Origin of the sequence: Actinopolymorpha singaporensis (assembly GCF_900104745.1) — a bacterium.
Lineage (GTDB): Bacteria > Actinomycetota > Actinomycetes > Propionibacteriales > Actinopolymorphaceae > Actinopolymorpha > Actinopolymorpha singaporensis.
Genome location: NZ_LT629732.1, coordinates 5646828 through 5659310 on the forward strand (window position 1 = coordinate 5646828; position 12483 = coordinate 5659310).

Annotated in this window: 12 protein-coding genes; 6 read left to right on the top strand and 6 right to left on the bottom strand. The window is 72.4% G+C overall.

Going from position 1 to position 12483, the window contains the following annotated elements:
• Positions 1–37: 37 nt before the first annotated feature.
• Positions 38–1111: a serine hydrolase domain-containing protein gene (locus tag BLU27_RS25225; RefSeq protein WP_241827627.1), complete on the top strand. Its 1074-nt coding sequence runs from the start codon at positions 38–40 to the stop codon at positions 1109–1111.
• 4 nt (positions 1112–1115) lie between these two features.
• On the opposite strand, the gene BLU27_RS30035 is transcribed toward BLU27_RS25225, so the two are convergent.
• From BLU27_RS30035 to BLU27_RS25240, 3 genes are read right to left on the bottom strand one after another with little or no spacing between them, the layout of a single operon-like run.
• Positions 1116–1805 (bottom strand): permease prefix domain 1-containing protein, encoded by a 690-nt coding sequence (locus BLU27_RS30035; protein WP_197681572.1) that lies wholly within the window; start codon positions 1803–1805, stop codon positions 1116–1118.
• On the bottom strand, positions 1802–2533 hold the full coding sequence (locus BLU27_RS25235; protein WP_092656098.1) for a hypothetical protein: 732 nt from the start codon (positions 2531–2533) through the stop codon (positions 1802–1804). Before BLU27_RS25235 ends, BLU27_RS30035 begins: the two co-directional genes overlap by 4 nt.
• Positions 2530–2853, bottom strand: a complete 324-nt coding sequence (locus tag BLU27_RS25240) for a helix-turn-helix transcriptional regulator (RefSeq protein WP_092656099.1) — start codon at positions 2851–2853, stop codon at positions 2530–2532. The genes BLU27_RS25235 and BLU27_RS25240 overlap by 4 nt, the downstream gene beginning before the upstream one ends.
• A gap of 193 nt (positions 2854–3046) precedes the next feature.
• Here BLU27_RS25240 and BLU27_RS25245 point away from each other — a divergent pair, with 193 nt between their 5' ends.
• From BLU27_RS25245 to BLU27_RS25255, 3 genes are read left to right on the top strand one after another with little or no spacing between them, the layout of a single operon-like run.
• The gene (locus tag BLU27_RS25245; protein ID WP_197681573.1) at positions 3047–3574 is read left to right on the top strand and encodes a hypothetical protein; all 528 of its coding nucleotides are present in this window, start codon (positions 3047–3049) and stop codon (positions 3572–3574) included.
• Entirely contained in the window at positions 3571–4008 is a 438-nt protein-coding gene (locus BLU27_RS25250) for a hypothetical protein (RefSeq protein WP_092656100.1), read from the top strand. Before BLU27_RS25245 ends, BLU27_RS25250 begins: the two co-directional genes overlap by 4 nt.
• A complete protein-coding gene (locus tag BLU27_RS25255) occupies positions 4005–5606 on the top strand; it encodes a multicopper oxidase family protein (RefSeq protein WP_092656101.1) in 1602 nt (533 codons plus the stop codon). Before BLU27_RS25250 ends, BLU27_RS25255 begins: the two co-directional genes overlap by 4 nt.
• 44 nt (positions 5607–5650) lie before the next feature.
• On the opposite strand, the gene BLU27_RS25260 is transcribed toward BLU27_RS25255, so the two are convergent.
• The gene (locus BLU27_RS25260; protein WP_092656102.1) at positions 5651–6913 is read right to left on the bottom strand and encodes a DegT/DnrJ/EryC1/StrS family aminotransferase; all 1263 of its coding nucleotides are present in this window, start codon (positions 6911–6913) and stop codon (positions 5651–5653) included.
• A gap of 172 nt (positions 6914–7085) precedes the next feature.
• Here BLU27_RS25260 and BLU27_RS25265 point away from each other — a divergent pair, with 172 nt between their 5' ends.
• Positions 7086–7484 carry a ubiquinol-cytochrome c reductase iron-sulfur subunit N-terminal domain-containing protein gene (locus BLU27_RS25265; protein ID WP_092656103.1) on the top strand — a complete coding sequence of 133 codons (399 nt, stop codon included), beginning with the start codon at positions 7086–7088 and terminating at the stop codon, positions 7482–7484.
• Positions 7485–7594: 110 nt separating this feature from the next.
• Positions 7595–8803: a DegT/DnrJ/EryC1/StrS family aminotransferase gene (locus BLU27_RS25270; protein ID WP_092656104.1), complete on the top strand. Its 1209-nt coding sequence runs from the start codon at positions 7595–7597 to the stop codon at positions 8801–8803.
• A 378-nt stretch (positions 8804–9181) separates the two neighbouring features.
• On the opposite strand, the gene BLU27_RS25275 is transcribed toward BLU27_RS25270, so the two are convergent.
• Both BLU27_RS25275 and BLU27_RS25280 read right to left on the bottom strand, forming a co-directional pair.
• The gene (locus BLU27_RS25275; RefSeq protein WP_092656105.1) at positions 9182–10792 is read right to left on the bottom strand and encodes a hypothetical protein; all 1611 of its coding nucleotides are present in this window, start codon (positions 10790–10792) and stop codon (positions 9182–9184) included.
• A 100-nt stretch (positions 10793–10892) separates the two neighbouring features.
• Positions 10893–12443, bottom strand: coding sequence for a hypothetical protein (locus BLU27_RS25280; RefSeq protein WP_157728798.1), 1551 nt, complete (start codon positions 12441–12443; stop codon positions 10893–10895).
• Between the last annotated feature and the right edge of the window lie 40 nt (positions 12444–12483).

The following is a 12483-nucleotide window of genomic DNA, read 5'->3' on the forward strand; positions in this document are numbered from 1 at the left end:
GCTCACCTTCCCTCCACACCGACCCGGAGCCGACGCCGTGACCCCGCCGCCGACCGAACCACTGACCGCCCTTCTGGAGCATGCCCGCGCGGACCGGGTGTTCTCCGGGGCAGCCTGGTCGGCCGGCACCGCCGACGGACCCGTCCGTCGCGGCCACCTCGGCACCCTCGCGTGGGACGGCGACCCGGTGGCCGAGGACACCGGCTGGGACCTCGCCTCGCTCACCAAACCCGTCGCGGGGCTGGTGGTGATGGCCCTGGTCGAACGCGGCCTGCTCGCGCTCACCGACACAGTGGCCATGCATCTGCCCGACTACGCAGGCACCGACAAGGCCGACCTCACCGTCTGGCACCTGCTGACCCACACCTCGGGTATCCCGGGCGGGCAGCGTCTCTACCGCGACCACCCCGACCGGGACGGCCTGCTGGCCGCCGTCCGCGACCTTCCGCTGCGCGGCGGGCCGGGCACCCGGGTGGAGTACAGCTCGCAGGGATTCATCGTGCTCGGCCTGGTCGCCGAGGCCGCCGCCGGCCGGCCGTTGGACACGTTGGTACGCGAGTACGTCGCGGAGCCGCTCGGCGCCGCCGACCTCACCTACAACCCGCCGCGGGAACGCTGGCGCCGTACCGCGGCCACCGAGGAGTGCGCCTGGCGCGGCCGGCTGATCCAGGGCACCGTGCACGACGAGAACGCCGAGGTGCTCGGCGGGGTCTCCGCACACGCCGGACTGTTCGCCACCCTCGCGGACGTCGAACGCCTCGGGCTGGCGCTCGTCCGCGGCGGCCGCGGAGAGTACGGCCGGCTGCTGGCGCCGCGTACGCTCGCGGTGATGACCAGGCCGGCGACCGACCACCTGAACCTCCGCAGATCCCTTGCCTGGCAGGGAAACGACCTGCTGTCGACACTCCCCGGCGACCTGATGAGCAGGTCGGCGTACGGACACGCGGGTTTCACCGGCACGAGCCTGTGGGTCGATCCCGAGCTCGGGCTCTACGTCGCCCTTCTCACCAACCGCGTCCACCCCGAACGCGACGCCAGCACGATGCCCCGGTTGCGGCCTCGCTTCCACAACCTCGCGGTGACCGCCGTCCTCGACGAACTCGGGGCCTGAGGCGTCAGCCGCGGCGGAACGCGAGGTTGGCGCTGCGGCACAGCGAACCCAGCTGCCAGGCCGAGACCACTCCGGTGGCCAGGGACAGCGCGACCGCGGGCGTCGAGCCGGCCAGCATCCACGCGATCCGCTCGGCGTTGGCGACGTTCATCACCACCGCGCAGACGGTCGAGACCAGCACCGCCCCGCCGCAGAGTAGGACCAGCAGGGCGAGGAGGAGCCGTACCGGAACCACCCGGCGCGCCGACACCACCAGCAGCGCGGCCAGGACGCAGCCTGCGACCCCGCCGGCGATACCGGCCCAGTCGGTGAGGTCGGACAGAACGCCCAGCCGCCACCGGTGACCGCCGGTCGGCACCTCCGCACTCCACGTCAGTCCCCAGGCAAGAACCGTCGCCGGCATGGACAGCGCGCACACCGCGGCCGTCCGCCGGCCCTGGACCGCCGCGAGCTCGGGTGCGTACGCGACCGCGACGTCCTCCACCGGCCCGCTCTCGCGGACCGCCCTGGCCTCCGCCTCCCGCGCGGGCATCCCCGCCTCGACGTAGGCGTCGGCGGCGTCCCGTAGCCCGTCGGCGAGTTCGGTCGTGACGTCCCGCCGGGCGCCGCGCGGACCGCGCAGGGCGTTGCCGAGGGCGGTGACGTACGCACCGATCGGATCGTCGTCGCTACGGCGCCCGAGGACAGTCGTCACCGTCCCACCCGTTCCACTCGTCCCACGTGCTCCATACCAGCCGGCGCGGGACCCGACGGCGTACGGGCGGCGGCGAACGCCGACCACAGCGACCGCACCAGTGACCGGACCAGCAGGCACGCGCAGACGACGGTGACCGAACCCACGAGGAGTCCGATCCAGGAGGTCGCGAACGCCTGGCCCGGCCCGTCGGCGTTGACGAGCATCATCGCCACCGAACAGCTCAGCGTGACCGTGAACGCGACCGCGCCGATGATTCCCACCGCACCGGTGAGCGAGGTGGCCGGGCGCTCACGCCGGGCCGCGAGCACCATGAGGAGGATCAGCACCACGGCACAACCACCGCCCAGCAGGTCGGTCGCGGTGACCACCCGGGACAACGCCGACACGACGCCGTTCGGCGGGGCGTTCCACGGGCCCGCGATCATCCACGGCACGTCCCACAGGAGGTTGAGGCCGGGCATGAGGACGGCGACGAGCATCGCCGTGTGCCGGCCCTGTACCGCGGTGAGTTCGGGCCGGCAGGCAGCTGCGGTGTCCTCGGCCGGTCCGCACTCGGCGACGGCCCGCGCCTGCGCCTTCTCCGCCGGGACGCCGGCTCGGACGTGGGCTTCGGCGGCGTCGTACAGGCCGTCGGAAAGCTCGCGCAGCATCCCGGCCCGAGCCGACGCCGGGCCGGGCAGGAGAGCACGCACCCGCCCGACGTATCCGTCGATCTGCGCGCTCATCGCGACTCCCCCAGGACATCGCCGATCGCCGCGGTGAACCGGCTCCAGTCGGCCCGCTCCCGGGCCAGCTCCTGCCGCCCGGCGCGGGTGAGCTGGTAGGTGCGCCGCCGGCGGCCGCCGACGATGCTCCACCGCCCGGAGATGTACCGGGCGCGTTCGAGGCGGCGCAGCGCCGGATAGACGCTTCCGGTGGGCAGGTCGAGCACGCCACCGCTGCGGGCCTGCAGGGCCTCGATGATCGCGTAGCCGTGCAGGGGCCCGTCGGCGAGGGTCGCGAGCAGCAGCGCGTCGAGGTGCCCACGCACGATGTCGGGCTTCACAAGTACGCAGCCTACTCATCCGTACCACTGTCGGACAGCTCCGCGGCACGGCCCTCAGGGGCGAACTCCGGTATTCCCCTGAGCGGATGCCGGGGTGGGGGCGGGCATCGAAGACCAGGGAACAACCCGATTCATATGTAGGCAGCCGACACATAGCCTGGGCGGGTTCGCATCCGACTCTCGAGGAGGTCCGTTGCCCTCCGCCGTCCTCACCGCCGGCCCCCGGCCCAGTCCGCCGGGGGCCCCCGCGGGCGGGCCGCGGGCCACGCTGTGGCTGCTGCGGTTCGTCGCGCTCGTCCACGCAGGCCTGGCGGTCGGCCAGCCCCTGCTCGCCGGGATCTACCTCAGCGGCCGCTTCGACGCGCTCGCCACCCACTCGCTCAACGCCGGCCTGGTGATGCTCGCCTGCATGTGGCAGTTCGGTGCCGCACTGCTCTACGTCTGGCCCGGCCGGGGGCGCGGCTGGCCCGTCCTGGTCACCGCGCTGCTGTTCTTCGCCGAGGGTCTCCAGATCGGCATGGGGTACGCCGGCCGGCTCACCGTGCACGTGCCCCTCGGCGTCGCGATCGTCACGACACAGGTGGTGTTCGCGGTCTGGCTGTTCCGGTCCGGTGCCCGCCGCTCCGGGCGCGGTCCGCGCGTTCGGGGTCGTTCCCGCACGGGCGCTGCCGAGCAGCCCGCTCCGGCCGGGTCCCACCCGAAGGCAGGTGAGCAGGCATGACCACCCTGACGGAGGCGAAACGGACGCCCGGAACCCGGCCGCGGCGATCCCTGCTCGCACTGCGGATCGCCGCGCTTGTCCTGACCGCGGCCATGTTTCTCCAGCCCGTGCTGGCCGGGAGCTACCTCACCGGGAACGTGGGCGCGCTCGGTACGCACGAGACGAACGCACACGTGGTCACCTCGCTGGTGTTCGTACAGCTGGCGGCCGCCCTGGTGTACGCGTGGCGGGGCGGCGGACGCTGGTGGCCGGCGGCGTTGTCGGCCGTGCTGCTGGTGGCCGCTGAGACCCAGGTGTTTCTCGGCTATGCCCAGACCCTGCTCGTGCACGTCCCCCTCGGTGTGGGCCTTGTCCTCACGCAGATCCTCTTCACCTGTTGGCTGACGGGTTCGCACGCACGCCGGGCCCGAGTGCGTAAGGAGAACCGTCGATGAGTACAGCGCTGTCAAGGCGAGGTTTCCTCGGTCTGGTCGGTGCGGCCGGTGCGGCGGGAGCCGCAGGGTCCTTCGGCCTGGCAGGCTGCGGCCGGGACACCACCGGCCAGACGGCCCAGCTGCTCACCAGCCTCGGCCCCACACCACGGCCGTACGCCGTTCCGCTGCCGGTGCCCGCTGTCAAGAAGCCCTTGCGCAGCGACGCCACCACCGACTACTACGAGATCGTCCAGCGAGTCGCCGACGTGGAGATCCTCCCTGGGCTGAGGACACCGATCCTCGGGTACGACGGCACGTTTCCGGGGCCCACGCTGGTGAGCCGCAGCGGGCGGCGGACCGTCGTACGTCACCGCAACACCCTCCCGGTGCCGACCGTGGTGCACCTGCACGGCGGGCACACGCCACCCGACCACGACGGCTATCCCGTCGACCTGCTGCTGCCGGCCGGCGGCTGGAATCCGGGTACGGGACACGGCCACGGCGCCGGTCACGGCGCGAGCCCGACCACCGGCTCGATGGCCGGCGACGTACGCAAGGGGGTGCGCGACTACGCGTATCCGTTCCACCAGCGCGCGGCGACGTTGTGGTACCACGACCACCGGATGGACTTCACCGGCGCGCAGGTCTACCGCGGCCTGGCCGGCTTCCACCTGGTGCACGACGACGAGGAGCAGGCACTGCCGCTGCCGAGCGGCGAGCGGGACGTGCCGCTGATGATCTGCGACCGGGCGTTCGAGGAGGACGGCGCGTTCCGCTACCCCGCGCTCGACCGGGAGCTCCGCTCGACGCCGGGCGTCACCTCCGCCTACATGGAAGGCGTTCTGGGCGACGTCATCCTGGTCAACGGCGCGCCGTGGCCGGTGATGGAGGTGGCCGCCGCGCGCTACCGCTTCCGGATCCTGAACGCCTCCAACGCCCGCCGCTACCGGCTGGCCCTCGATCCCGGGCCCAGGGAGGGCGCGCCGTTCGTCCAGGTCGGCGGGGACGGCGGCCTGCTCGAACATCCCCTGGACCAGGACACCATCGTCGCCGCCCCGGCCGAGCGCTTCGACGTGGTGGTGGACTTCTCGGCGTACAGGCCCGGAACGCTGGTGACGATGGTCAACCAACTGGGCAGCGGGCCGACCGCGCGGGTGATGCGGTTCCGGGTGACCGGCCGGGTGAAGGACGACAGCGCGATCCCGGCCAGGCTCGCCAGAATCGAGAAGCTCGACCCCGCGAAGGCGGTGCGCACGCGGGAGTGGCGGTTCTCCCGGGGCGACGTGCACGGCGAGAAGGGCTGGACCATCAACGGCCGGCCGTTCGACGCGCGCCGGATGGACGCCCGGCCACGGCTCGGCGACATCGAGATCTGGCGGTTCCAGGCCGACCTGCACCATCCTGTGCACGTGCACCTCGACCCCTTCCAGGTGGTCCGGCGCGGCAACCGTGGTCCCGGACGCTTCGACGCCGGCTGGAAGGACACCGTCGACCTGCGGCCCACGGAGTACGTCGACGTGGCGGTGCGCTTCACCGACTACACCGGGCCGTACCTCCTGCACTGCCACAACCTCGAGCACGAGGACATGGCGATGATGGCCGCGTTCGCCACCACCTGAGCCGGACCGCTGCCGAGCGAGCCCGCGCCGCCTCGAAGCGCCGACTACCTCGACGTGAACGCGCGGTGCACCTTGCGGACCGCGTGGGCGATGTCGTCCACGTCGGCGTCGGTGTAGCGCTCGTTCCAGGAAACCACCAGCAGCCGTTCGCCGATCAGGCGTTCGGCCTCCGGGCAAAGCCCGACGTCGTACGTGGGCTCGACGCGCGCGGGCGGTGAGAGGAGCGGGTAGCCGGAACGGCCGTAGGTACGGCGTTCGGTGAGTACCGGCGTCCGGTAGACGGGCCGGGTCAGGTAGCCGCCGTTGGCGGGGATGCCCTCCGCCGCCAGCGCCTTGCCGTAGTCGTGGCAGGTGCCGCCGGCCTGGCCCGGGTCGACGACGAGGGGGTACTGCCAGTAGCTCACGCCGCCCTCGTCCGGCGGAATCGCCAATCCCGCAAGGCCGGAGAGCGCGGCACCGAGCCGCCGCGCACCGGCCCGCCGGTCCGCCACCACGCCCGCGAGCTTGGGAAGCTGGGCGCGGGCCACCGCCGCCTGCAGTTCGGTCATGCGGTAGTTGGTGGACAGGAACAGGTGGGTGCGCTCGTCGGTGTCGCGCGGCCAGCCCTTGTCGGCGAACAGCCGCATCATCCTGGCCAGGTCGTCGTCACCGGTGATGCACAGACCGCCGTCGCCCGCGGTGATGTGCTTGGACTGCTGCAGGCTGAAGCACCCGATCTGGCCGACCGTGCCCGCGAGCCGCCCGTCGGAACAGCGGGTGAGGTACGCCTGGGCGCAGTCCTCGACCAGCAGCAGGCCGTGCGCGTCGGCCAGCGCCCGCAACTCCACCACCGGCGCCGGTGCGCCGAACAGGTGCACCGCGATGATCGCCCTGGTGCGCGGGGTGATCCGGGAGCGGACCGAGGCCACGTCGAGGTTGCCGGTGCGCGGATCGACGTCGGCGAAGACTGGAACGGCGTTCTGCATCAGGATCGGCAGCACGGTGCCTGCGTCGGTGATCGGCGTGGTGATGATCTCGTCGCCCGGCTCGGGGTCGACGGCGGCGACCGCGAGGTGCAGCGCGGCGGTGCCCGAACTCGACGCGACCGCGTGCGGGAGCCCGTAGTAGTCGGCGAACTCGCGTTCCAGTTGCCGGGTCTCGTCGCCAACCGTGCTGTTGAGCCGGCCGGAGGCCACCACCCGGGTGACCGCCTCGATCTCCTCGGCTCCCAGGGTGCGGCCCGCCGCGTTGCCCACGCTCGGGAAAGCTGCGGTGCGGACCGGCGTGCCGCCGTCGAGTGCGAGGGTCTGCTCGTCCGGCTGGCTCATGCGTACCTCACCATGCTTACCTCACAGGGGATCCGTCGCGCGTGCGTACTGTCCGGCCGAAGCACAATCTATACGGTCTTGACCTAAAGTCCAGTACGCGGCAAGCTCGCTGGGAACGCTTCAGCCTTTTCGCCGCACGTCCTCGCATGTCCCCCGCCCGGAGGAGACAGCAATGACCAGTTCCGGCCCAACCGACAGCTCCGCGCCCGGCGCCGTCTCCGAATCGCTCCCAACCGGTCGTGGCCCGCGCCGGCGTGACGTCCTCCGCCTCGCCACCCTCGGAGCGGTCGGTGCGGCCGGCGTACTCTCGCCTTTCTCCGGGCCGGAACGGGCCGCACCGGACTCGGTCGTGGGCCGCTACGTGTACGTCGACAACGACGGCGTACGCAACGCCGTCTACCGCATCGTCGGCGCCACCCGCCCGGACGCGCGCACCCTCGTCCTGGACGTCGGTGACCTCACCACGATCCGGGGGTACGTCGATCCGGAGGACTTCGAGAAGGGATACACCCACGACGTGGCCGAAGGTGCCGCCGCCCGCATCCCGCTCACCCGGGAGTGGTCGGCATGACGGCCCGCCACACCGTTCCAGGCTCCGTTCCACACACTGTCCCACTCGCTCAACCGCACCCCGAACCCCACACCGAACCACCCGACCAACCACACGAGGTGACCGCAGCCATGGCCAGCACGCTCGCCCTCCGGGGCGGCACTCCCGTCCGTACCCGACCCTTCCCTTCCTGGCCGGTGGCCGGCCAGGAGGTGGGCGCCGAACTGCTCGACGTCCTGGACTCCGGGAAGTGGGGCAGCACGCACGGCGAGCGGGTGGCCGCGTTCGAACGCGACTTCGCCGAATACCAGCAGGCGGCGCACTGTGTCTGCGTGAGCAGCGGAACCCTCGCCCTGGTCGCCGGGCTGCGGGCGGCCGGGGTCGGGATCGGCGACGAGGTGGTCGTTCCGCCGTACACCTTCATCGCCAGCGCGGCGGCTGTGGTGCTCGTCGGGGCGGTCCCCGTGTTCGCCGACGTCGATCCTGCCACCCACCTGCTGGACCCGGCGGCGGCAGCGGCCGCGATCACCCCGCGCACCCGGGCGGTGATGCCGGTGCACATCGCCGGCCGGCCGTGCGACCTCGACGCGTTCGCCGCGATCGGCCGCGAACACGGCGTGGCGATCGTCGAGGACGCCGCGCAGGCCCATGGTGCGGAGTGGCGGGGTCGCCGCGTCGGCGCGCTCGGCGACCTCGGGACGTTCAGCTTCCAGACGTCGAAGAACATGAGTGCCGGTGAGGGCGGCGCCATGGTGACCAACGACGACCGGCTCGCCGAACGCCTGTACGCCCTCGCCAACGTCGGCCGGGTCCGCGGCGGCGGGTGGTACCAACACGAGTACCTGGGCTACAACCTGCGGCTGACCGAGTTCCAGGCGGCGATCCTCGCGGGGCAGCTGCGCGACCACCCGGCGACCCAGGCGACCCGGGACGCCAACGCTCGCCTGCTCGGCTCCCTGCTGGGGGACGTGGAAGGCGTGCTGGTGGCCGCGGACGATCCGAACGTCACCGCCCACGGCCGGCACCTGTTCCTGATGCGCCTGCCCGCGCTGGGTGTCGCCGGGAAGCGGGACGAGTTCGTGCAGGCGCTTGCCGCAGAGGGCGTCCCCTGCTCGGGCGGTTACGTCGGGCTGCACCGCAACAACGCCCTGCGGGAGGAGATCGCCGCGATCACCAAGCGGCTCGACCTCCCGTACGACGAGCCGCGGGTTCCGGGCGCGGAGCAGGTCGCCGCCGACACCGTGTGGCTGCCGCAGCCCGCGCTGCTCGGCACCGAGGACGACGTACGCGACATCGCCGCGGCGGTGAGCAAGGTCCTCGGCCAGGCGCACACGCTCTGAGCACGTCGCTGCTCGGGCGGGCCGGGAAGTGTGGAGGCTTACGGGGGCTGTGACACCCTTAAGTCTCCACACTTCGGCAAGAACGGCGCGTGGATCGGGCATCGTCCGTCGGACAGGGCCTAGGCTCGTAGAAGACAGTAGGGCCGCCGACCTCCGCGGGGTGGGTCGGCAGCCCTACTGTCTTTTCGAGCGCTGGTGAGCCAACTGCGGTCGGCAGCCCTACTGTCTTTTCGAGCGCTGGTGGGCCAACTGCGGTCGGCAGCCCTACTGTCTTTTCGAGCGCTGGTAGGCCAACTGCGGTCGGCAGCCCTACTGTCTTTTCGAGCGCTGGTGGGCCAACTGCGGTCGGCAGCCCTACTGTCCGTCCGGGTATCGGGGTCAGCCGCGGCGGGCGTACCAGTTGAGGTTGGCCACACACAGCAGGCCCGAGCCGAAGCCCGGCTGAACCTGCCGGTCGTCGTAGATCGCCCGGGCGTTGGTGAACACCCGCTCGTCCCACCACGCCACCGCCATCCAACGAGGCGCCTGGAGGTACTGCCCGGACGCGGCAAGTCCGCCGCCTCCGTCGACCCGGGTGTACGTGGTGGCGATGCCGTCGGGTGTCGTGGTGGCGAGGTTGCGGGTGTACGTCGCGGCGAAGGCCGCCATGTCCGCACCGCGGAAGACCACCCCCGACCGGAACGCCCGGACCGCGAAGTCCACCTCGATCGCGCCGTGGCTCACGTCCTCGTACTGCTGGGCGCCGCGGCCCGCCGACCCGTACGCCGGGGTGTAGATCGACACGTCCGTTGCGGGGCTTCCCGTCTTGGCGTAGCCGTCGTACATCCGGCTCGTGGTCGGCCAGTAGTGCCAGGTCGCCGCGCCCCTGCTGTCAACCTCGAGTTGCGTGGCGAACATCCGCGCCAGCCGGCTCGCCCGGTCGCGGTAGGTCCGGTCCCGGGTGACCTCGGCGAGCGCGAGGTAGGTGCGGCCGAGTGCCACGCTCTGGTTGATGGGCTGGATGTTGCCGTCGTACGGGACCGGCATGCCCTTGGGCCACTGGAACCATCCGGTGCCGTCGGGGCCGTCGCGCCACTCCGCGTCGTGCACCGCGGCGGCGTCGCGTGCCGCCGCGGCGTACTCCTCCGCCTTGCGGGCGTAACGCGGATCGCGGCACAGGCGTGGGTCGGTGAGCACCGTGGCGGCGAACCAGGCGAACGGATAGCTGATCATCCCGGTGTGCACGGCGAACACGACCGGCGCGGAGGCGAGCGCGGTGTCGCCCGGCGCCGGCGGGTCGCCCGCCGCGGGCGCGGGCCGCAGGTCGCGGACGGTCACCATGGTCCCGGTGGGGTACGCGTCGTACACCCGGTCGACCACGTAGTCGGGACCGGCCGGGTCCATGGTCACGTCGGCGAAGGTGTCGGTCCGGCCGTACTGCGCGTTCGTCACCGAGAGGGTGAACCGCCCGCCCTCGCCCGCCCGCACGGTCGCGGTCGCCCGGTCGGCGTAGGCCAGCGCGCTGCGTACCTCCAGCACCGGCGCGCCGCCGGCGTCGCTCAGCCGGGCGATGCCCACGGTGTAGGGATTCGTCGTCCGCCACGCCGGCCGGGATCGTCCGGCGTAGTCGGTGACGCCGCGCTCGCTGTCGCGGTTGGCGAGCACCAGATCGGCGTTGTGCACGAACCGGTCGAGGTAGTAGGTGTCCCGGTAGGCGTCGTACATGCGCAGGAAGCTCGCCAGCACGTACGACTGGCCCCACGCCAGGCCGCCGGCCTCGTTCGGCTGGTCCGGCTGCCCGGAGCTCCCGCTCTCGTGGAAGGCACGGTCGAAGGTGTCGTACGTCGCCCGCGTGGTGTAGTCGTACGCCGAAGGTGTCGCGGCCAGGGCGCGGGGGGTCGGCGTCAGGGCCGGTACGCCGACCGCACCGACTCCCGCCGCGCCGAGCACCATCGCGGAGGTGCCGCACCGGCGCAGGAAGGCCCGGCGGCCGAGTTGCCCACTGCTCATGGTTGTCTCCCTCAGTCGGACCGGCCGGAGCGTCCGGCGGTCGGCCGGGCCGGCCGGCGCGTCCGGCGGCCGGCCGGTGGTCAGCCCGGCCGGCCGGTGGTCAGCTGGACCGGCCGGATGTGGTGACGGTGAACACCGACGTCCCGGCCGGAAGGTCGGCGGCGAGTTCGAGCAGCCGGCGCCCGTGCCGGGTCACCACGGCGCAGGTCGCGTCGCCGGTGAGCACCCGCGGCGTGCCGCCGGTGTCGGCCTCGCGCAGTCCGGGCACGGCGACCAGCACGCCCGCGCCCTTCACCGCCGCGGTCGCGGTGACCTCGATCCGCAGCTCACCGCTGCCGGCCCCGGGCTCCGCGGCAACGCGTACGCCGCGCCGGGCGCGTTCCCAGTCGTTGAGCTGTTCGGCGGTCCACCACTGCATGCCGAGCCGCCGGGCCTCCGCGGCCACGTCCCGGCAGGCCTGCGCGACGTCGGGCTTGGTGTGCAGGTGTGCGGCGTGGAACAGGAAGTGCGCGACACCGTGCAGGTCCAGCGCCTCGGTCAGAATGACGTCCCGGATGGCGGTGTGCCCGGCCCAGGCGAGGTCCTGGGTGTGCAGGGGAAGCTCGAGGACGTCGATCCGGCGGTTGTGCTCGCGTACGCCCGCGATCGGGAAGCTCAGGTGGCACGACCCGAACGGGAAGCCGACGTTGCCCTGCTTGCTCGGCCCGCGCGACTCGTCGATCCGGATGCCGATCCGCTCGCACCACAGGAAGAACTCGTCCCAGCCCTCCCAGCGGGTGTAGTGGTTCTTGTTGGACACGATGTCCTCGCGCCCGGTCATCGCCTGTGCCCAGGCGTACTGCGCACGCAGTTGCGGCCAGCCCCAGGAGGCGATGTCGGCGTCGCCCATCGCGTTGTAGTGCAGCGCCTGCTCGTGGCCGCGGGCCGCGATCTCGGCGACCACCTCCGGCCGGTAGCCGCCGGGGAAGCAGTGGCACCAGGTCACGTGCACGCCGGCCTGGTCGAACACCTCCAGCGCGCTCAGCGCCGCCTCGGAGTTGTTGCCGTCGGAGTCGTGGGACATGTGCGCCACCGCGGGCACGCCGGCCGGCCAGTAGTGCAGCCACGGTACGGCGATCCCGGCCGCCTCGGCGGCGTCGAACAGCAGGTGGAGGAAGTCCAGCCGGAGCCGGTCCGCCCTGGCCCGGTGGAACATCGGCGCGGCGGCCGGCGGCGGGTAGGTGTGGGAGAACGTGCCGCTCAGCTCGGGCTCTCCGGGCGGCATCGCCCGGTCCTCGTCGTAGGACAGCGCCAGACCGTCGTCGCACTTGAGGATGCCGTCGTCAACCGGGCACGACCCGTCCGGTGCGGGCGGTCCGTCCTGCTCGACCGGCGTGCCCTGCTGGATGGTGACGATGCGCTCCCACAGGTCGGCCGGGAACGCCGTCTCACCTGCCGGGCTCACGATCCGGCCCTCCGCCGGATGCACCAGCACGGTGCCGCCCGCGGCCAGCCGGGCGGCCGCCTCGTCCGGGTCGATGACGTCGTACGGCACCCGCAGGTGGTCCAGGACCTCCGTGGAGTACAACCACCACGCGTTCTCGCTCCGGGCATGCGCGGCGGCCCGAAGCTCCGGGTCGAGCACAACCGCGACGGGACTGGTGCCACTCACGTGACTTCCTCCTTCGGGCCGGTACGGAGGGACCTCCTCC